Below are 21,652 nucleotides of genomic sequence, written 5' to 3'. Positions count from 1 at the left end.
AAAAAATAATTAATATATTTGAATAAAGCCACTATAATTAAAACGCAAATGAGAATCAATACTATTTGCGCCATTATTTGTATGTAACTCAAAGGGGGGCTTTTTTAACGTATAGAACCAGCATTTTATCGGCCAACTCATACTCTTGCGCATAGGCAATCTTTTTAGCAAGCTCAATTAACTCATTGCTGTTGTAATCAATAACTTGGCCTGTATGAACATCAATCATGTGATCATGGTCATTTTGTGAGGATAATTCGTAAATCATTCTATTGGGAGAAAAATGGTGCCTAACAGCAATGCGTGCAGCACAAAATTCAGTGAGTATCCTGCGAATGCTGGCATGACCTACCTTTCCGCCGTTAGAAACTAATAGTCTGTATAGCTCCTCTGCACTGAAATGTTGTGTGGATGATTGTTGCAGCAGCTCCAATATCAATAAGCGAGGTTTGGTGATCTTCACTCCTTTACTCATCAATAGACGCTCGTTTTTTGAAATATTTTGAGTATCTGGCTCACCTATCATGCTATTCCCTTGTTTTTTAACTTATTAAAAATGAAGGTTTTTAATATATATCTATGCAGAACTTTATTGCAAATGATAATCGTTCTTATTATTATTTGTTTACTGTGTATTTATGCGTAAATACTTTAGATACAAAACATTCAGATGAGGAAATGCAAAAAACTTAATTTTCCATATATAGATCCTCCAGTGGACCGTTTTATGATTTGTGATAAATGTGGAATTTTGAAGACATTTAAACAGATCCTAGGCGACAAAGAGCCACATCAAGAACTCTGGGGTATTTTTAAAAAAAAGACTTTTATAAAAAAATTGGCACTGAAACTAACTTAAAACATCTTAAACTGGAGACACTACAATGAAAAAACTATTAACCCTTATAAGCATATTTTGGGCTGCCAACAGTATGGCACTAGAACTGGTTATCGGTGAAGAACGCTTAGAGCCTGGACTGGTATTTATCTTTGAAGGTGCAATTAAAGATCATGTGCAGCCTGCTGGATTACTGCATCTTAAAGAACATGAGACACATGTTCATATTGAGGCAAGAGCAAACTGGGATACTAAAAATACACCCAAAGGTACGCCCAGTGGTGGATTTGTCCCATACCTACATATTACTTCTCGGGTGATTAATCAAAAAACAGGATTAAGCACTTTTATAGATGTAGTACCACATATTAACTTGGTCGATAACTTTCATTATGCCCGAAATATAACGCTTCCTGGCAGTATTGATGACAAATACACTGTGACATTCAATATTATTCCTCCAGCGCATACGGAGTTAGCAATACACAGAGACTGGCTTAACACTTATGGAAATAACCTTTCTAAAGAGCAAAGTTATACCTATAAAGACGTCGACTTTTCAGAGATCGCAAGGGCAAGCAGGACGACAAAATAGTTTTACGATCTGAATATATCGAAACGTTTTTTGATTTTGTAATATATCTAAAAATACTATTGATAATCATTATCATTTAGATTAATATATTTGTTATGTTAGGTGGACTGGTCTTTGCCTAACATCGCTCTATGGGCAGGTATTCTCCGAGGGTACCTGCTCAACACTAACCGAATAGTAGTGATGCTGTGGATTGAAAAAATTTCCAGCACGTGTTTGAGCGCCATCTACTGCTGCAGTATATATTTTATTAATAAGAGATTTCGATAACATCACCAGAGCGAAAAAGTTCGATTATTTATGGTGTATGCGTAGTTAAGTTCCAATTATTTTTCTTTTTACATTCACTTTTTTGGAAAAATAAAATACCCATACAGAGCAAATATAAACTTACATTAATTAAAATGACGGTTTTTAATAAGTAATAACGCACAACGATACAAATTTTTTAACCTTGTTTTGACCCTGATAATTCATGATCCTGATCGATTAAGCACCTAATTATCAGTGTAATCACCCATTGTTATTATTTGCATTAAGATGCGATCTATATTTTACACCTCGCCTATCAACAACTGATGGGTGTCAGTATCAGGTCTATTTTTAAAACCACAGGTTTCAAACTTTAATCAAAAGGAACTAAACCTTCGGAGTGTCAGAATATAAATGAATAAAAAGAGATCAGTACGGTTTATGCCGACATGCAAACTCAAACAAATAGATGACCTTATTTCACCTGAAAATAAGGCATTTGAAAACGGCACTACACGATTTGGCGAACTTTGGTCAAGTCAGCATCATTTAAACACTGACACTACATACAACACCAAAGTGCCGGAAGGTCTGCATATTGGATCTGGCTTTGCGAATATGCAGTTTCAGTCCCTTTCGCTCGGTCAAATTCAGACTTGCGGAGCGTCGTTGCAAATCCTTCAATGTCCTGCAGGTTTTGATGAAAATGTCACTACGCGAATAGGCAAAGGGCGGGTATTTTCCGGTGGTTTACATTTCTCTGACATCGCTACTTTACAGTCTGAAGAATTGCAGGATATTTTAGCTAAGTTGGCAACCGATGCACCGCTCAATATTTCAACTAATATTCCCTTTGATATAGCGAAACGTCTCTGCTCTAGTGCTGATCAGTGGTTTCAAGGCAAAGCGTTAGAGTTATATATGGAAGCAAAAGCGTATGAGTATATGGCGGTTGCTACGGCGGTACTGACAAATAACGACTTCATATTAGCTAAAAACGTGACACGTTATGCTAAGCAGGCTAGGGACATTATTGAAGCCGATCTTGAAAATGTACCCACACTTGCCGTAATGGCGAGTATAGCTGCGACCAATGTTAGATCACTTACCCAAGCATTTCGAAATAGCTACGGATGTACTATTCAAGAGTATGTAACCGAACGTCGAATGGAGAAAGCAATCATGTTGCTTGAACAAGGACATAGCGTAACTGAAACCGCTTATCGGATTGGCTATAGTCTGCCTTATTTTAGTGAAAAATTTAACACTCACTATGGTTTTAATGCCAGCACTGTGATCGTCATTTGAATAATCAATAATCAATAATCAATAATCAATAATCAATAATCAATAATCAATAATCAATAACCGACAATCAATAAACACTAGCGCTTTGCCCAATTGCTGAAATAAAACACTCTATTGCTGAAGTTATCATTGTGACTTAATAGTTATAATTGAGAATGATAACTATTAACATTCACAGCATTCAACAATTGCTTTGTTTATTGTCCAGCTCAACAAAGACAGCAAATAGAAGCGCTAAAGGAAATATATGTTCAAAACAGCACTTATATTAGTCAGCACCACTATAAGCCTAAGCAGCCTCGCTCAGTCTTCTGACCTTGAAAGCCAAGAACAGAGTATTGAAAAAATTGTCGTGAATGGTTTTAAGCTCAAACAAACTATCCTTGAAACGCCTAATTCGGTCACTGTATTGAGTCGTGAACTCATCAAAAGGGCTAATATTGAAGATCTCAGGGATATAAGTAAAGTTGCACCTAACGTCTCGGTCAATCAAATTGGTCAGGTGGGCCCAACATCGATTTCTATTCGAGGTATTCAATCTAACCCGTTCGTCGTTAACCGAGTGGCGGTTTATGTAGACGGTATTCCATTTCGTGATCCTGGCACGATACAACTTAATAATATCGAACAAATTGAAATTTTACGTGGCCCGCAAAGTACCTTATACGGCGCTAATGTTAATGCCGGAATTATTATTATTAACTCACAAGCGCCTGATGGTGAAGAAGGTGGGCAGATAGGGTTAAAACTAAAGGCTTTTGAAGGACGCAGCACTGAAGAAGTAAATGGTAATATTTACGCTAATCTGAATACCAATTTAAGCAGCATATTTAATTTTCAATATGAACATGGTGATAGCTATGTGAAAAATATCGCTAGCTCTATTGATGAACAGGGAGAAATTAATGATTTAGCCCTAAGTACCAGACTTCGTTATCAATTTAACGATGATACACAACTGAATATGATAGGTATTTATAACGAAATTGATGCCCCAGGTCTTTATGAACAAGAGTTTGCCCCCTTGGATATCGACGCTTATAACGCACTGTATGCTGAGTCTTTTAATGCAGGGCTGACAGTAGGTGATTTTGAAATTGCCAACGATGCGCCCAAACAAACCAATTCAAAAGAGTGGGCGTTAGGGTTAGCGTTAGAAAAAGATTATGATGCCGGCGTTTTTCATGTGGTGAGCAGCTATCGTAATAGAGACGATGAATCTTATGGTACTGATTTAGACCTCACTGCGGCCGCTTTTAGTGCAGGGGGGACTCAGTTAAAAGATACTTTTTGGAACCTAGAAACACGTTTTAACAGTGCAGATGATGAAGTGGTTCAATGGGTAATTGGCCTTAATTACCTCTATCAAAAACGAACACGTAAATTATCGACATTAATAGGACCTGGTAACATCGATGACTTTTCTCCCGCTCCAGAACAACGCTTTGACGCAAAAGACACCGCAATTTTCGGACAGGTTATTTATCCTCTGACGGATCAACTTAACATGACGTTTGGTCTTCGCCACGAATTAGCATCACGTGAGATTGAGCAAGATGCAGGCGAACTGGATTTGGGCGCACTCGGTGTGTTTGGTTTTCCTGAAGTCGCACAAAGTGAGCAGGATAAAACTCTTATTCCTAAATTCTCTCTAAGTTATGTATTTGATAATGAGCTGAGTGTTTACACCACAATGACCAAAGGTTACCTACCTGGCAATTACAACCTAGTTGTAGCTGGTAATGGCGCTGACATTGCAAATGAATTTGGCAGTTATGACAAAGAGCAACTCTGGTCTTACGAAATAGGCAGCAAAGGGTATCTATTCCAGAACAAATTATTCTTTTCTGTCGCGGCATTTTATATCGATGCTAACACTTGGCAGGAGAATCGTATTTTAACCGATGCTGAAGGTCGAGTTTTATCAACCAATCTGATTAGCTCAGATGCAGCAATAAAAAGCCAAGGTTTGGAGGCTGAACTGTCTGGATATCTGACTAAAAAGCTCTCCATTAATTTAGGGTTTGGTTACACCGATGCCCAGTACAAGGATTATCCATTTACTTCTACTCAAAACCTGAAAGGTAATAGTGTCTACTTAATACCGAAATTTGATGCCTATCTAGGCCTGATTTACCGATTCACAGACCATTGGTATGTGCAAGCAGACTTGCAAGCAATCGGAAAAACGCCACTTAATCCAGAAGGAACTGCGGTCAGAGATATGCAATATATTGGTGGGCTGTCAGCAGGCTATGAAACAGATAAATGGTCAGTGTCAATAAATGTGGAAAATATAAGTAACCAACGATATGCAGCGGGACAGGCATACCAGAACTTTCTATTTGGAGATGATGGTAATTTCTATGCGCCTTTGGCTTCACCTAGAATGATCGGGTTGGCTGTAAAAATGACGTTTTAAGCACATAAAGATAGACGATATTAAGCAACGGGCTGTATGTGAATATAGTCCGATTTTTTATCGCATATTTGTTATTAAATTTGATGTGTGTAGATCTTATTTTTGGGCGAACAATTTGATGACATAAGGTACATTTTATTACGCAAATAAACGCTTATTCCGCTCTATTTTGAAACGAAAAACAAATAAAACTCAATGCAAATAGTAATTGTTATCATTTGCATTTAGTGGATTTTAATGTCATCATGAATTTTTATAAAGGGTAAAAATATGAAATTTTTATATTATGGATGTTTGCTAATAACACTCATTTCCTCTGACGTATATGCAAACTCTTGCAACATTGAAGTTCAAGTAGGTGACAATATGAATTTTGTTCCTGCAGCACTGACAGTGTCTGCAGCAGTCTGCAAAACAGTGACGATTAATTTAACCCACACAGGCTCACTTCCTCGAAATGCGATGGGCCATAACTGGGTGCTTTCTGCCACCGAAAATGCTCAAGGGGCAGCACAAGAAGGATGGAGCGCTGGACTTGAAAATCAATATTTGAAACCTGCCGACATTAGAGTCATCGCCAATACAAAAATTATTGGAGGAGGCGAAAGTGACAGTGTTTCATTCAATCTTAGTGATCTGAAGGTAGGTGGTGACTACACTTTCTTTTGTTCTTTTGTAGGACATTTTGCAATGATGAAAGGTACATTCACGATAGCTGAGTAGGCAGACGACATGGCAGAACTATAAATTCTACTGTGTCGACTATCATAATATGACTTCTACATACCCCCATACTTGAACTTAAATTGGAATATACCTGGCACGGCAACGTGGCTTAAACAAATTTTGAATAACGCTTCGAGCATTACAGTAACCGTCTCTATTTTCCTGCGAAGGTGCTTTGAGGCAAAATAATTTACGTTATTATATTCATAGTTAATTTGTGCTGTTTTGTTACTGGAGAGATTGCATGCAACAGGATAAAAATATTAACCAAGACCCGCATTTTATGTCTTGGAAATACCATACTTTAGCAGGTAATTCATATTTCGAAAAAAATCAAATTATGGATTCTATTGAGCATTATGAAATCGCGATTTGCGAAGCGATTATGCTTATCAATATGCTCAATTCAGGAAAAGCAGCGGTTGCTGCACTACTCGCTAGCTTTCATAACTTAGCTGAATTATATACCCAACAAAATGAACATGCCTTAAGTGAGAACGAGTTAACTAAAGCCTACAACATTATTAATGCCCTATTGCTCAACGAGCAATCTGAGGAGCAAAAAGAAGCATTAAGACGGGGTAAGAGCAAAGCCAATTTTGCCTTACTCCAATTTAGACATCTGCATCACGATAGCCTTTCACTAAAACATCCATGTCAACTCAACAGTTTAACCACGAAGCAGTCAAATTAATCTCTGTTTGAAGACTTTACCGTTTATTTAACCACAATAAGGAATGACCATGAAACCTATTATCCAATGTGTAATATTTACCCTGCTACTAAGCCCTAGTTTTTATTCGTTCTCTCACCCTGGCCATGAGCACAGCCATTGGAGCAGCGATTTTTTACATACAGCCTATTATGTGTCGCTATTTGCACTACTTAGCACCGGCGTATTTCTGCTAACAAAAGTAATGATTAAAAAACGCAATAACACCAATAAGGAACATATATGATTGCTGGCTTAATTCACGCATTCGACAATAAATTTGGAATAGCCTCGGCGGCAGCGCACTGCGATATTCCGTGCAAAATTTATGATCCTATTGTAGCGCAGGTATCTTGCTTAAGTGTGCTGCGCTTTATAGACCTGATAACAGAATTAAGTGATAAACCGCAGCTTACGGCCGCCGAATATTCACAGCTAAGCCGCTTAACGCGAGAAAAAGAAATGCATGCTAATAACGTTAAAGAAGAGATCCGGGTGATTTGGGGAGACTATTTTAAGGCACCACAATTAGAGCAGTTTCCCAATACACATTCTTTAGTGCATGAAATTATGTTAACTGCATCAGCGTGTAAACAACATATTGTGCGTGACAAGGCAGAGCAGTTGCTAAGCTTAGTGAATGAATTTGCAGATAGTTTTTGGCGCAGTAAGAATTTGTCGACCTACACGGCAACATGTCCGTATCCACCCAGCGAAAAGGTAGTGTATCCAAGGCTTAGCCAACATTAGATAGCTACCAATGTTGCGATTTTATAATGTTACGATTTTATAATGTTACGATTTTATAAAGTAGTGGGTGCCAGTATGACACCCACTTTTTATCAAGGTGACTATGTATTGTGCTTAACCTGGCCACTTTTTAGATTCACAGAAAGTCAGGTGGTCGTCGTCAATCACCCTAAGTACCAGACCATTATTAAACGCATCAAATGTATCCAACAGATTAGCGATAATCGAAGTTATTGGTTAGTCGGCGACAACCCTCAAAGCACGAGCAGTCAGGAATTGGGTTTTGTAACCCAAAAAAATATTGCTGGACTAGTGCTCCTGAAAATTGCAAACAAACGTTAAGTAGTATCTTGTTAACCCTTGTAAATAGCCTTTTATGGTGCCTAAAAAACGTAGTTTGACAGCTTAATAAACGCTATCAGCATTGCTTCTATTTGGTGCTTACCCTTGTGTGAATCGTATTTTTCACTGTCAACAATGGTGTGTGCTTTGCAAAGAATGGCATGAAAATTATTAGTTAACTTGAAACGTTAGTTTCGTGCTGCCACGCACCAGTAAATTCATGGCGATAAGATAAGGAGCATATTAGAGTCCTCCCTTGGTGAGGGTTAATGGTTTAAGAAGAATGAGTAACTCGTCGCGTGAAATATCCGTCATTTGTTGTGCAACGTCGACAATGGGACGACTTTCTTTATAAGCTCTTTTAGCAATGTCAGCCGCTTTCGCGTAGCCGATGATTGGGTTAAGCGCGGTCACTAAAATGGGGTTTTTATCGAGTGCTTTATCCAAATTAGCTTGATTGATACTAAAGCCTTGTATCGCTTTTTCTGCCAGCATAATCAAACTGTTGCTCATTAAGTCAATGCTCGACAACAAGTTATGCGCAATCATAGGAAGCATAACATTGAGTTCAAAGTTACCTGACTGCCCGCCAATACTGATGGCTACATCATTGCCGATTACCTGTGCCGCCGCCATAGCAACCGACTCCGGCACAACAGGATTGACCTTACCTGGCATAATAGAAGAACCGGGTTGCAATGCCGGCAGCGCTATTTCGCCTAAGCCGGCAAGTGGGCCAGAATTCATCCACCTTAGATCATTTGATATTTTCATGAGCGCTACGGCAATTGTCTTTAAAGCGCCAGACACATTCACCGCAATATCTTGCGAACCCATCGCCGCAAAATAGTTTGGGTTTGGCCGAAACGCTAGGCCGGTCTTTTCGCTTAAATCATCGCACACTATTTGCGCAAACTTTGGATGTGTATTAATGCCTGTGCCAACCGCTGTGCCACCTATCGCGAGTTGCGTTAAGCTAGGTTGTAAATGTTGCAATACAAGTATTTGCTGAGACAACTGGGCCGCCCAACCGCCTAACATTTGATCCATCCTAATGGGCATGGCATCCATTAAGTGAGTTCTGCCTGTTTTACAGATGCCGTCCAGTGATTTCGCTTTGTGTTTAATTATCTCTACTGTACTGACGAGCGCAGGCAGTAACTGTTGATGTATAGCAATAGCGGCACTAACGTGGATGCAGCTAGGAATGACGTCATTGCTGCTTTGGCCAAAATTCACGTGGTCGTTAGGACTCACCTCGCACGACAAACCAGCCATTTGATTAGCAAGTTTACACAGCACTTCATTGGCGTTCATATTGGTGCTGGTACCCGAGCCAGTTTGAAAAACGTCGACCGGAAAATGCGACATTAAATCAGGTGTCGCCAACAATTTGTTGGCCGCAATGCTTATCGCTTCACCCACATCTTGAGGAATAAGTGCCAGTTTAACATTGGTGCAAGCCGCGCTTTGCTTAATGCTCAATAGGGCACGAATAAAGTTTTCAGGCAGAGTAAGATCACTCACCGTAAAATTATTGATAGCGCGTTGAGTTTGTGCGCCATAAAGCGCATCAATAGGTACCTCAAGCGATCCCATACTGTCTTTTTCAATGCGGCTTTGGTGAGCTTTGAGCTTATCGCTAGTCTCAGCCTTAATATTGGTATTCATGTTATTGACCCTACTATTTTTAGCGTTAATTTCATTAATTTTTTTGACATAGCAATGTCAATTTGTATTGCATAAGGCGGCACTGCTGCTTGAGTTTAGGGCTGTCGCCACTTTTTTTCATCAACTGCAAGGGTAGATTAATTTTGTCTAGACAAAACTCGCGCCAATGCACTTCAATCGATTCATCGACAATGGTGTCGTAAAGTAGTTGAAACGCCCTTTTTGCAATAACAAATTTAGCAGTTGAGGTTGTTTTGGCTGACGCTAAGTCTGCAATTTGCAAAAGATAAATATTAACCAGCGGCGGATTGTTGTGCTCTATCCCCCTACGAATACGGGTTTCAATAATATCTAGAGGACGGCGAGGACTCAATAGGTTTGGGCGATTCTGTGGATATCTGTGCATGCTGTTTTCCTCATAATCGTCGCTTGCTCGCGAATATTACGTTTTATTGCTGATCGTTTTGATTTTGTCGCTGCTGAGCTTCGACGCTTTTTTTCGCTTCTTGGGTCAACAAAACCATTGCGTGGCGCAGGCCGTGATCTTTGGTAATCGGCTGCTTAAAACAAATAAAGCCAATATGCGAAGTCACTTCGCCACTTGCTGAATCTGTTGTGCACGAGTAATGGAAACCATGTTGATAACAAGAAAGCATTGTGACTTGCCCTTGTTTTATTGGTCGTTTTAACTGCTGCGCAACAATTAACGCTAATGCATCGCTATGGTCTTGGTGCATATGTTCAATGGCACCCTGCGCACTTTTAGCCAAGCTAAACATATGACTTTGCCAATCGTCTAGGCTAAACCAGTAAATTTCACCGAACCCACCTATATAGCGCACGCGCTCGGTACTAATTAAGTAAAAACGAAAATCATGGGCCTGCACATAGGATTTCGCCTGCGGAAAAATCGCCATGTATTGGTCCTGTAATGGGTCGTCAACAGTGTCTACCTCAGCATTACCTAAAACAGTGATGCGCGCGCTTGCTTGGCTATCACTTTGTCTGCCATCATAAATACATAAACTGACTTTATTGTGTTTTTTCATATTACGAGAATGTTGCGCAATATCAGACGCGTAGACAACTAAGTTGCCTTCTTCCGTCATTAAAAACGGCATAACAGAGCCAAAAGGATAGCCCTGCATAGATACACTATGCGTCGATAAAACCGCGGTGTGCTGGCTTCGCATAAGTAAAGCGGCTTGATGAATGTGGTAACTTTTATTACTCATGTGATTACCTTTAAATCTTGCACATAGTGAGATAATGATTAGCGTGAGGGAATATCTATAGAGACTGTATCATTTGTATTTGCAATTAACAATGATTCGCATTCGCATGTAATGCCCACGCTATTCATTTTAAATATATCAATCTAGGAATTAAAAGGCTCGGGTTCAAAAGCTCGTGAGGCAGGTTGCTTAATTAATATGATTTTTAAGCAAACTTTTTTCGTTAAGATGAAACGCATTGAAAAATGCGGAAACAGAGTAGTTGATTTCTCCAATCAGCAAAGCTGAGGTTTTACCTCCTAGTCCTCCTTACCCCTTTGGTAGATCCAGATTTGTATTCCTTTGGAATTATCTGCTTACCCTTCTTTTAACAAATTTGACACTCCCATCCATCGTTAAATTAGTTAGAAAGAACTTAATAATCAATGATTTATTAAGGTAAATAGTATTGGTGTGATTAGTTATGAAAAATTGTTGGGTTAAGTCTTAACATTTAAAAACTACAATATTCCCTTTTTATCGCTAACAATTTAACCCGCAGCAATCATCGTCATATGATTATCAAACTTCAGCGCTAATGAGCTAGTACTCGCAGGTCCGGTTATGGGGTTTGCGTGGTTTAGTTTCTTGAGTAAACCTTTGCCGCTAGACGCTAACAAATTGCCATTTGAGTAAGCTAAACCTGATACATCGCTAAAGGCTTGTTGGCCAATAAATTCTCGAGTTGCGGTATCCCAAAAACTAAGGTGAGAGCCTCTTGGGCAACTAACACAAAGTAAGTCATCTTTAACTAAAAGACTGGCGGTGTATTGTTGCATCTTGAACCACTGGGTCTGTGAGGCCCTGAAGGCTTGCAAGTTGTCTTCACCGTGATGGGCAAAGACCAAGGGGTGAATCGTTGATTTTCTACCTTGGTACTGGGCACCGGCATAGACGGCACCGTTAGGATTAACGGTTAAGTGCCTAATACTTAACTGGTGATCCGGAGGGGCGAAGCTAGACAATATTTTGCCTGTTGCTATATCTAAATAGGCCAAGTTTGGTTGCATGGTTTCAATATTCAGTTTTTTTCGTGGTTGGCTAGGGTGGGTTTCAATGCCACCGTTGGCTATCACTAATGTGTTGCCATCAGGCATCAACATTAACTCGTGTGGGCCAATGCCACCGGAATCAAATCTGTCTAAGACTTGGTATGTTTGTGCATCTCGCACCACAATCAAGCCACGTTTTTTGTCATACAAATTTTCGGTAGTGTAGAGATATTTATTATCTTTTGAGAATGCACCATGTCCATAAAAATGGCTATCAGCTTGACTTTGAATGTGGCTGACTATCTCGCCGTTGATAAAGTCGACTTCTATGGCAAAGCGATCAGGTCGACGAGCAAATACCAATGCGTGTCCGGGTTTGTGTGGCAATGCTAATGAGTCATGGCCACGAGCGGGGAGATTGACTGTACTAACAATCTGTCCTTGACTGTTAATCGCTGCAGCCATATTTTGACCTTGTTGATCGTTACATGTGCTGACTAACCATTGTTCAGACTTTTGAGCAGTGCAGGCGGGCAGAAACCAAGCAGCTAATGCCGCTTGGCTTGCTCCTAGCATAAATTGTCTGCGGTTAATGGTCATCGAAGGTTACTTTTGTTAAAACGCATATTTGGCACCTATAATAAACTGTCTAGGTTTTCCGGGTCTTGCACCAAAAGGCCTGCGAGATACTATTTTTGCTTCATCGGTCAGGTTATCTAACTTGGCGTATATTTTTAAAGCCGCATTTATTTGGTACCAAGCGGCTAGGTCAATTTGACTGATATCTGAGGTCACCACTCCTGCTAGCTCAACACCTGTGCCCGCAGCTTCTGACATTTCGGTGATATATTTGTAGGCCAAGTCTAGTTGCCAATTTTCACCCGTTAGACCCACTTGTAAATTAAACTGATGTTCTGGCAAATAGGGTAACTCATCACCCACGCTAACATTGCCCCATTGTGAGAAGGTTGAATCAAAAGAGCTCTGGAATTCTGATTGGGTGTGGGTGTAGGCAATTTTAATGGGCAACGAGAGTCCATTGGCAAATTTGAACTGCCCATTGGCACTCAACTCTGCGCCGTATATATCGACTTCTCCGCCGTTAAATTCCACGTCAAGCTCTGTTTTACAGCCACTAGAGAAGGTGCAACTGCCTTTTAAATTGCTGTAATCGTTGAAAAAACCTATGACTTCGATTTGCCAATCCGCCACACTTGCCCTTAGCCCTAGCTCGTAATTCCAACTTTCTTCTGGCTCGATGTCGCTTGCTTCACCGGGGCTATTGGGCACAAAACCTTTGTTGATGCCAGCCACTAAACCTAGCTCTGGGCTTATTTGATAAAACACCCCAGCACCTGGCAACACCACGGTATCGCTATTTTTTTGCTGCGTTTGTGCTAAATAATTGTTGGACTCGCCATCTATATTTTCTACACGCAATCCAAATGATGTGTGTAAATTGCCCAACTGTATTTTGGAATTCACGAAGGCGGCAATAGCGATGGTACTGTCTTTGTTGCTGGTGGTGATTTCATCTGCCTGTCCGGCATACACTAACCGTGTGCTGAGCATGTCAAAGTAACGTGCTCGATGTAATCGTTCGACTTGGTCCTGGTGAATACGCAACCCGGCATCGACCGTCATATCGGCTTCACCTAGTTTACTGTCCCATGACAGTTTGGACTGGATACCTTGTGAGTAAAACGTACGGTCGTTGAGGGAAAATATTAGCGTTTCATCAGCGGTTAACGAATCAGTCTCACCTTTTAATATTCTTAAAAATCGTTCATTTAGGCCTGTTTCTGGGGCCGCTAAAATACGGTCGATACTGCGGCTTGATACAAAACTGTTTAATCTATCCCAATCGCGATTAAAATCCCGCCGATAGACCTGGGTTAGCAAGGTTATGTCTGGATTGAATTCGATATAGTGAGAAGCCTGTATTTGTAGATGCTCCCAATCAAACTTATCGTTTTGACTGGCTGCATAACGCTGGTAAGGATTTTTGGTAAAGTCGACATCGGTTAAACCTAAATAAGTTTCGTGAGATACTTCTTCGGAATATCCTAGTTTGACTTGAATTTGCTGGTTGTAGGGATCATCAGCAAATTCATAACGGGCCTTGGCCAATATCTCATTTTTTACAAAACCGGTATTATTATCGTTGGCCAAGGTCTTAAAACCATCAGCTCTTAGGTGCACACCCTCAAGCATTAAGCCTAAATTACCGATGTTTTTTGAATAATGCCCATGGGCTTTACCATAGCTTTGCTGGCCTATTGCCAAGTCTAATTCGCCGCCGTCTTTTGCATTCACGGAGCGGGATAACATATTGATTGCGCCGCCTACAGTATTGGGGCCATAAGTGATGGCTGACGGACCTTTGAATACTTCAACCTGAGTCATGCGAGATATATTAGGGAAATAATAGGCTGCAGGGGCAGAGTAGGGTGCTGGCGCAATTAACACGCCATCTTCCATCAAAGCTATTTTGCTACTGCGTTCGCTGGTGGCACCTCGTAAACCGATATTCGGGCGTAACCCGTACCCGTCTTCTTCGCGGATATACACACCGGGCACACTTTGTAATACACGATGGATATCGTCGAATTCAAACTGTTCTAAGGCTGCGTTGTTTAATACAAATCCTGATCCAGTAGCTGTTTCTAATACTTGCTTGTTGCCAAAAATCTGAATCACGTCTTCGATGTTAGTTTGACTTTTTTCGTTAACATCATCTTGGGCTGATGCCAAATTGGCTATTGGCAGCATTAGGGCGCTAAGGATGCCTAGCATCACTTTAGATAGCTGAGCATGTTGGATTTTGGTGGTTGTTATTTGCATAGTAAAAATTAGTCGCCGTCAGAAGAGTTAAAGCCAAGGTTAAGATCTAAAGCTTGAGTGAAAGTTACGTCTATAAGATCTATCAGCACGCGCATTTCTGAGACTAAGTCTGTCAATGCCTCGCGACCTGCTGCATCAGCTAGCATCGTTTCGTAAGAATCAAAATTTTGATTGATTTGCTCAATCTGGGCGACGATAGTAGTTAATGATGATGTGATCTCTTGGTTGATGGTTTGTTGTTCTAGGAAGTCAACTAAGATTGAATCGAATCCCAAACCGTCATCGTTAGTATAGATACTTAAAAAACTGTAAATATTGATGCTGATACTGGCTAATGACTTATCACTTAAATAGTGTTCTGCATCGCGTGCCTTACCCGGTGAACTAGCACCTAACACTTCATTTAATTTAGTATCTTCAACAATTTCAATATGTTGCAGCCAATTAGTGGTTAACTCCTCTAGCGCATTTTTGACTGAAGTGAAATCGCCTGTACCAGCAACAAATTCAGCTCGGTAGTTGCCTCCTGTTGCTTGCCAGTCAGCAGTAATATCAGTGCTCATGTTGAGTAAGTTTTGTGCAATGGCGCTGCTTACTTCGCAGCGTTTTTGTCGATCGGTTGCCGTTAGCAGAGAATCACTCGACGCTTCAGGAAATAACAAATATTCAAGAGCAGGTATGCCTTGCGCTCCCAAATTTTCGCCTGACACGTACTCGGCAGTTATCACAAATTGTTCAGCAATCAGAGCATCAACACCACGACTAACGGCATCATTTTTATCAGGCCAGAGTTGAATACGAAGTAAGCGGTCGTCTTCCACCACGGCTCCTACTTTTAGCCATTGAATTTGTTGCCAAGCACCATTGAAACGTTGCCAATCCTGTTGTAGCGTTACTAAGTCAGCACTGCTCGGGGAGTTACTGGTCGAGGTGCTTGCGGTGGTGCTTGTAGATAAGAGTGCACAAAATACATCTGCTGAATCTTTCAGTGTTTGTGCTTTAGTCTGCATGGCTGCATAACTTGGAATAATGTGTTTATCTGTTAAATCCACTAAATATAAGGCGAATTGCTCTTCTAAAGTAGAAGTTGGGACAGGGTTAACCACCACTGGTGGGATCACAGCTGAGGCGCTATCACTACTACCACCGCCACCACATGCGGTTAATGCCAAGCTTATGGATGTGGCTAAAGCCAGTTTTGTCAAAGACTCTACAATGTTGTGCATATCTGCTCCTAAATGGCATCTAAAAACGCTAATAATGCGTTTCGTTGTTGTTGATTTAATTGAATGAATTTTTGATGGCTAATGTGCGCTTCACCGCCATGCCATAAAATAGCTTCGGCGACAGTTTTGGCACGACCATCGTGTAAATATAGGTTTTCACTACGCATATTTTTCCTCGCACCTATGCCCCATAAAGGGGGAGTGCGCCATTCTTGGCCATCTGCATCATATTCGTTAACGCCATCTGCTAAACCTGCACCCATGTTATGTAAAGCCAAATCGGTGTAAGGCCAGATAGTTTGATTGGCAAGGCTCTTGAGTGGATATTCTGCATCTGTTTTGTAGCTGGCGGTGTGACAGGACTCGCAGCCTATCTTGTAAAATAATTCACGGCCTTGTTGGGCTGTCGCAGAGTCTAAATTTCTAGCAGGGGGCACAGCAATTAGCTGATTAAATTGAGTCACAAGGTCCAGTAACTTATCGGGGATTTCGACAGATTGATGACCACCAATAACTGATGCTGCTTGGCAGTTTGGTTGTTCTGTACTACATGACTCAGATACAAAGGAGGTATTAGTGATACCTATATCGTCCCTAAACGCTGCTGCTACTTGCTGATGCAAACTGGGGTGTTTAGCTTTGTGGCCAAAACGGCCGACGCTCAAGCGAATAGTACCTTCAAAGTTTTCAACTGAATTATGAAAGTCAGCGGTATTGTGGCCAGAAGGTGCAATAGGTACACGGTTGTATTTGGCCGAGATACCATCTTGGTTGTCGTCGTTAATATCTTCTTGGGCAAGTAAATCTTGTACGCTGATAGCATCTAACAATCCCACACCATAAATCACTGGAGAAAAGCGCGGTGAAAGTACAGTACGTTTATCTAAGTCACCATAAGCTAAGTCGGTTAGATGATAAGTGGGCTGACGTAAGATGTAAGTTGTACCATCCGCATACTCGCCATACACAGCTTGGTAATCTAACTGCAATTTTGCTTCGCCCAATAAGTCAGGTTGAATGCTGTTATGGGTTATAGCGATGGCTCGAGGTTGCAGCTGATCACCATAGATAGGGTCACTAAAGAGTTTATCTTCAGCAGAGCCAAAGCGAATTACCAAGGCAGAAGGTATAGAGTTACCCTCCTCTGGTGCAGGCCCCTTGCCCCCTGAAGAGTGGCAGCTAATACAAGAGCGGGTATTGAATAATGGCCCTAGACCATCCCTGTCTTTAGTCGAACTAGGGGCGATGACCCAAGGATCACGAAATAGCGAAAAACCGGTCCAAAACAGTAATTCCTGTTTCCGGTCTACATTTCTGCCGACTTGTACAAAACTTCTATCAGACAAACCTTTTCCGGTCATGCCACCTGCAGGCAGGAGTTCTGCCTGCTCAAAATCGGGCACGGATACTTTGCTGCAGCTTGTAAGACAGGTCATCAAAATGATGAGCCAATATCGATTGTTTATCATTTAATTCTAGCCATTAAAGTGATTCGATAAAGGCCAGTACTTGCGAGCGTTGGTCACTGCTAAGTTGTTTAAAAGCAGTTAAGCTACCTTGTGCTTCGCCGCCATGCCATAACACCGCCTCTTCAATATTACGAGCGCGGCCATCGTGGAGGAAGGTCGCCGCTGGGTTCACCGTTTGTACTAATCCTATTCCCCATAAAGGAGGTGTTTTCCATTCGGTGCCTGATGCCATACCTTGCGTTAAACCATCGGCCAAACCGTTGCAGCGTTGCACATACATACACTCTTCGCCTGTTGTACAACTTGTCTCATCAGCTGTTTCGCGTGTTACAACACAACTGCCACCCATGTCGTGTAATAACAAATCGGTGTAAGGAAAAATGGTTTGGTTGGATAACATTTCGATAGGTGCTGCGTTTTCTTGTAGCCCACTAAATGATATTTCACCTAGTACACTGCCTGGCGCTTCTTCTGTGATGTGTCTTGGGGTATGACAGCCAATACAGCCAACTTCAAAAAAACTGTTGGCGCCCTGCTGCTATGTTGGTGTCCCATTGTGCGTTGTTGCTATCGAATCCGCGCCTAGCGGGCACACCCAAGACGCGGTTATAAAATTCGACCTGAGCCATTTCTAAATCGCTGATGTCGTATTGATCTCCCACTTTTTTTTCTCGCTCGGCAACGGTTAAACATGCTGTTTGTGCTTCGGTACAAGGTTCATCAGGGAATAGGCTGCTGGTAATACCAATATCACCTTGATAAGCAGCGGCACCTTGCTGAAGAACACTTGAAGTCTGACCTTTATAAGTAAAACGGCCAAGGCGGGTTTCATTTCCAGATAGGTCGGTGACCATCGAAGCTCGGCCTGAAATGCCATCGCTGTTGGTGTCGTTGTCATCAGCCAGTGCGAGTATGTATTTTTCAGGAATTGCTTCTAGTAAACCCACACCAAAGACCTGGGGTGCGACTCTTGGAGAAAAATGTATATCGGTGGTGAAATCGCCAAAACTTAAATCTTTGGTCTTATAGATGGGATTACGTAGGCTATAAGTTGTGCCGTCTGGATAATTGCTAGTTATCTCTTCAAATTCGATATAAGTGTATGCCTCGCCTAATAGCACATCACCATTAATCGAACCATTATAGCTGGGCCATCCTGAAGTAAAATCTGATGTACTAAAACTTTGTTCAGCAAACGTTTGTAGTTGATTACCATAGATAGGGTCCGGTGCACCTGAACGGTCGCCAATTTTGACTAACATGCTAGTAAAAGGCTGTTCAATGCTGTTTGGCAGCACTCCACGCCCGTCGTTCAAGTGGCAACCTTGACAGTTGCTGGTGTTAAGCAAAGGACCCGCGTCTTCGTGTGGGGTTCTAAAAATGTGATCACCTGAAGTAAAATTTCCGTCTAAAGTAAAATCGTCAGCAATGGGATCTGGTCGGGTGCTAAACGCATCTTCATCACTAATAAATAAGGTAGCATCGCCACCCGATAAGTATTCAGCATCATCGATAGCGTTTGCCTTTAGCGGCGTTAAGCCACTGTGGTCAAGCATGGGCTCAGGATCTGGTGTGGGGGCTAGAACAACAGGTAGTGTGACTTTTTCGTCTGAATCAGCGCCACAGGCTGTTAAAAATGCTAAAACCAGGGCAACTTTTAAGGGTTGCAGTGGCATAATAGTAATACTTTTCATGTTGCTTTCCAGATGATCCCACTCATTTTTTGAAACGACAAAGGGGCGAATTCGCCCCAATTAATAACTTTCCAATTATGTCGAACTAACCACCAATAGGCTCTTCAGTATCTTGGCGTAAATCGTTAGTTGTTACACCTAAAGCCACAATGGCTTGTTCGATGTAATTAGTTTGATTAACCAATGTGTCGATGACTGCAACCACATTAGGTTGATTAATGCCTTGTTGAATTAACACATCAAACGGTGTACCAGTTTTGGCTTTAGTATCGATAACTGCAGCGGCTGCCATAGTCGCTTCTAGTGAAGCACGCAAGTTATTGGCAAGTTCATGTTCACCCTCAACTACCATTAAATCATAGATAGATGCGCCTTCAATTTGCTCACCGTCGATGCGTGTATAACTGGCGTTGAAAGAATTTTGAACACCTTTAGCATTTAAGAAGATATCTCTGTGGGTGTTATCACTAAAACAAGAGTGTTCATCTTCTTGTGAATCCGTTTTTAAAGAAATATTGATACGTTCACCGGCTAGCTCGCCATAACTTAAACGGCCCATTCCTTCTAAGATTTTTGCTAATGATTGATCACCACCTGCAATAAATGCATTGTAATGGACACCTGCACTGGGTTCCCATGCTGAAGCAATAATGGCTAGATCGGCAATTAATACGTCGGTTACGGCTAACAAATAATCGCCTCGCCTGGCACAGATATCATCTGTTACTGCAACGTCACCGGAGGTACATTCACCTAAAGCGATAGAAAAATCAGTTACTGGTCGCTGACCGCCACTTGAATCTCTATCTCCTGAACCAGACGAATCTTCGTTTAAGTCCTGCCCCCAAAGTAAAAACTCAATTGCGTGATAACCTATCGTCACGTTCCTTTCATCCTCACCAAATTCAGACACACTTTGAATGGTTTGGGCATCTATAATTGGATAGTCAGCAGTATTAGCAATAACGTTGCCGCTTAATGCATTAGCCGCGTTTTCTGGGCCAGAGTCACCGTCAACTTCAACCGCGACATAGTCGATAATTGCTTCACCTAAGGGCCATGCATTTATTCGGCCTTCAGGACCATCGCCATCCTCACCCATTGTGCCATCGGCTAATACTGCATCAATTGGACCGGCTCTAAAGCGATACACTTCGGTTTGACCATAAGGTTCGCGAGATGCTAACCAAGATTTTTTAGCGCTGCTGAAGTTAGCTTCTGTAGGCTGTGCAATAAAAGTGGCAAGTGTATCGCGCATAGTTTGGACTGAGATTAATGAATCGGCATAAGCGGCATAGGCTATGTTTGCATTTGATGTGATCACATCAGTTCGAGTAACAAAGTTGCTTACACCGTCAATACCATTTGTTCCTGATACGCCGTCAGTGCCATCGACACCCTGAGTACCGTCATCCCCATCGTCTACGCAAGCAGTAAGAGACAATGCTAGAAGCAAAGCTAGGGAGATTGAAGATTTGTTCATGTTTAATCCACTTTAATATTAATAAGAATGATTCTTATTATTGATCGTATTAATGTTAAGTCAAGTTTTAAAGTTGATTTTAATGAATCTGTAATCTGGAACCAGTTTTCACTGATGACGCTGCAGCAGTTAATACGATGTCGCTGCTAGCCTCAGCGATAGCTCTAGAACAATGCTCAAAAAAGGCCACTTTTGTGGCGTAGCCTAAAGCACAGTCAATAGCACATTTCATTTTACTTTTTAGATGTTGTAGTAACGCGTTGGCTGCGTCAATTTGGTTAGTTGAGGCGTAAGCATGTGCCAACATAATGGCTAAGGATGTTAAACTAGTAGTGAGCTGTGGAGACTCTAGATGTTTATCAAAAATGATTTCCGCTGTTTCAAACGCAGTACCTAAAAAGGGTATTGCTTTGTTAGGCTGATTTTTTTGTAGCAAATGTTCGGCTAGTTTGGTCATCTGCTGAACGCTAGCAAATGCTTCTTTGGGGTGTGAATCGACCCAAAATCTATGATTAAGACAAATGTATTTGTATTCTTTCATGACAAACTCCTATTCAATATCGCTGGTTCAAGGTCGTTTTTTGACACTAAGCTGACGGGATTGTTTAATGCTAGTGGACTGATATTTACTCCGATTATCTTCAAAGTAATAAGCGTGTAAGGTTTGAATTTCTTGTACTTTTTGCTGGTATTGTTGAGGGTTCAACATTTCGTACAGTAGCGGCAGGAACCGTTTTATATAGCGATAACATTGTTTACGCCAAACGTTTGAAAGACAGAGATCGCACATGGCATCGATTAAGGTATTGATAACGCGCATGTGCGCATGTTTTACAGCCGCTATGCAGGTGTGGTTTTTGGCACGCTCTAATCCCATATGCACGTAGCAACTTATGATGTCTCCGTCGTGGGTATTGCAGTCGCCATCACCATAACGTACAGACATTTCAACAGCGGAGAAAGTAAAGCAGTAAACTAAAGGCATAAAGCACCATAATGTAAATGATAATCGTTATCATTTACATTATGGTGCTTTTGATAATATGTCAATACA

Annotated in this window: 21 protein-coding genes; 8 read left to right on the top strand and 13 right to left on the bottom strand. The window is 41.3% G+C overall.

Features of this window, described 5'->3' with window-relative positions:
* Nucleotides 1-88 precede the first annotated feature (88 nt).
* The gene (locus tag C427_RS19475) at nucleotides 89-526 is read right to left on the bottom strand and encodes a Fur family transcriptional regulator (RefSeq protein WP_007639822.1); all 438 of its coding nucleotides are present in this window, start codon (nucleotides 524-526) and stop codon (nucleotides 89-91) included.
* Nucleotides 527-884: 358 nt separating this feature from the next.
* On the opposite strand from C427_RS19475, the gene C427_RS19465 reads away from it, so the two are divergent.
* From C427_RS19465 to C427_RS19430, 8 genes are all read left to right on the top strand, one after another.
* Complete coding sequence (locus C427_RS19465; RefSeq protein WP_007639829.1) at nucleotides 885-1,433, top strand: iron transporter; 549 nt, start codon at nucleotides 885-887, stop codon at nucleotides 1,431-1,433.
* A gap of 693 nt (nucleotides 1,434-2,126) precedes the next feature.
* On the top strand, nucleotides 2,127-2,993 hold the full coding sequence (locus C427_RS19460) for a helix-turn-helix transcriptional regulator (RefSeq protein WP_007639833.1): 867 nt from the start codon (nucleotides 2,127-2,129) through the stop codon (nucleotides 2,991-2,993).
* A 247-nt stretch (nucleotides 2,994-3,240) separates the two neighbouring features.
* Nucleotides 3,241-5,415, top strand: a complete 2,175-nt coding sequence (locus C427_RS19455) for a TonB-dependent receptor (protein ID WP_007639835.1) — start codon at nucleotides 3,241-3,243, stop codon at nucleotides 5,413-5,415.
* 270 nt (nucleotides 5,416-5,685) lie between these two features.
* On the top strand, nucleotides 5,686-6,138 hold the full coding sequence (azu, locus tag C427_RS19450) for an azurin (protein WP_081589032.1): 453 nt from the start codon (nucleotides 5,686-5,688) through the stop codon (nucleotides 6,136-6,138).
* 247 nt (nucleotides 6,139-6,385) lie between these two features.
* Complete coding sequence (locus C427_RS19445; protein WP_007639837.1) at nucleotides 6,386-6,835, top strand: hypothetical protein; 450 nt, start codon at nucleotides 6,386-6,388, stop codon at nucleotides 6,833-6,835.
* Nucleotides 6,836-6,884: 49 nt separating this feature from the next.
* The gene (locus C427_RS19440) at nucleotides 6,885-7,100 is read left to right on the top strand and encodes a hypothetical protein (RefSeq protein WP_034899702.1); all 216 of its coding nucleotides are present in this window, start codon (nucleotides 6,885-6,887) and stop codon (nucleotides 7,098-7,100) included.
* Nucleotides 7,097-7,603, top strand: a complete 507-nt coding sequence (gene sodN, locus C427_RS19435; RefSeq protein ID WP_007639838.1) for a superoxide dismutase, Ni — start codon at nucleotides 7,097-7,099, stop codon at nucleotides 7,601-7,603. The genes C427_RS19440 and sodN overlap by 4 nt, the downstream gene beginning before the upstream one ends.
* 42 nt (nucleotides 7,604-7,645) lie before the next feature.
* Nucleotides 7,646-7,945, top strand: coding sequence for a S24/S26 family peptidase (locus C427_RS19430; protein WP_081589033.1), 300 nt, complete (start codon nucleotides 7,646-7,648; stop codon nucleotides 7,943-7,945).
* 243 nt (nucleotides 7,946-8,188) lie between these two features.
* On the opposite strand, the gene C427_RS19425 is transcribed toward C427_RS19430, so the two are convergent.
* The 12 genes from C427_RS19425 to C427_RS19375 form a co-directional block, all read right to left on the bottom strand.
* On the bottom strand, nucleotides 8,189-9,616 hold the full coding sequence (locus tag C427_RS19425; protein WP_007639846.1) for a class II fumarate hydratase: 1,428 nt from the start codon (nucleotides 9,614-9,616) through the stop codon (nucleotides 8,189-8,191).
* 34 nt (nucleotides 9,617-9,650) lie between these two features.
* Nucleotides 9,651-10,022 (bottom strand): hypothetical protein, encoded by a 372-nt coding sequence (locus C427_RS19420; RefSeq protein WP_007639850.1) that lies wholly within the window; start codon nucleotides 10,020-10,022, stop codon nucleotides 9,651-9,653.
* Between the two features lie 43 nt (nucleotides 10,023-10,065).
* Nucleotides 10,066-10,851 carry a HugZ family pyridoxamine 5'-phosphate oxidase gene (locus tag C427_RS19415; protein ID WP_007639852.1) on the bottom strand — a complete coding sequence of 262 codons (786 nt, stop codon included), beginning with the start codon at nucleotides 10,849-10,851 and terminating at the stop codon, nucleotides 10,066-10,068.
* A gap of 530 nt (nucleotides 10,852-11,381) precedes the next feature.
* Complete coding sequence (locus C427_RS19410; RefSeq protein ID WP_007639854.1) at nucleotides 11,382-12,482, bottom strand: DUF1513 domain-containing protein; 1,101 nt, start codon at nucleotides 12,480-12,482, stop codon at nucleotides 11,382-11,384.
* Nucleotides 12,483-12,497: 15 nt separating this feature from the next.
* A complete protein-coding gene (locus tag C427_RS19405) occupies nucleotides 12,498-14,726 on the bottom strand; it encodes a TonB-dependent receptor family protein (protein ID WP_007639855.1) in 2,229 nt (742 codons plus the stop codon).
* 8 nt (nucleotides 14,727-14,734) lie between these two features.
* A complete protein-coding gene (locus C427_RS19400) occupies nucleotides 14,735-15,952 on the bottom strand; it encodes an imelysin family protein (protein WP_007639857.1) in 1,218 nt (405 codons plus the stop codon).
* 8 nt (nucleotides 15,953-15,960) lie between these two features.
* The gene (locus tag C427_RS19395) at nucleotides 15,961-17,355 is read right to left on the bottom strand and encodes a di-heme oxidoreductase family protein (protein WP_226991197.1); all 1,395 of its coding nucleotides are present in this window, start codon (nucleotides 17,353-17,355) and stop codon (nucleotides 15,961-15,963) included.
* Between the two features lie 79 nt (nucleotides 17,356-17,434).
* Entirely contained in the window at nucleotides 17,435-17,899 is a 465-nt protein-coding gene (locus tag C427_RS28290; protein ID WP_269079251.1) for a di-heme oxidoredictase family protein, read from the bottom strand.
* A gap of 34 nt (nucleotides 17,900-17,933) precedes the next feature.
* Nucleotides 17,934-19,115, bottom strand: a complete 1,182-nt coding sequence (locus tag C427_RS28285; protein ID WP_015431215.1) for a di-heme oxidoredictase family protein — start codon at nucleotides 19,113-19,115, stop codon at nucleotides 17,934-17,936.
* 85 nt (nucleotides 19,116-19,200) lie between these two features.
* Nucleotides 19,201-20,598 carry an imelysin family protein gene (locus C427_RS19385; protein ID WP_007639860.1) on the bottom strand — a complete coding sequence of 466 codons (1,398 nt, stop codon included), beginning with the start codon at nucleotides 20,596-20,598 and terminating at the stop codon, nucleotides 19,201-19,203.
* Between the two features lie 79 nt (nucleotides 20,599-20,677).
* A complete protein-coding gene (locus C427_RS19380; protein ID WP_007639861.1) occupies nucleotides 20,678-21,139 on the bottom strand; it encodes a hypothetical protein in 462 nt (153 codons plus the stop codon).
* Between the two features lie 27 nt (nucleotides 21,140-21,166).
* Nucleotides 21,167-21,583 carry a hypothetical protein gene (locus tag C427_RS19375; RefSeq protein ID WP_007639862.1) on the bottom strand — a complete coding sequence of 139 codons (417 nt, stop codon included), beginning with the start codon at nucleotides 21,581-21,583 and terminating at the stop codon, nucleotides 21,167-21,169.
* Between the last annotated feature and the right edge of the window lie 69 nt (nucleotides 21,584-21,652).

The organism is Paraglaciecola psychrophila 170 (genome assembly GCF_000347635.1).
Taxonomy (GTDB): domain Bacteria; phylum Pseudomonadota; class Gammaproteobacteria; order Enterobacterales; family Alteromonadaceae; genus Paraglaciecola; species Paraglaciecola psychrophila.
This window is presented reverse-complemented; position numbering and strand designations above follow the sequence as displayed.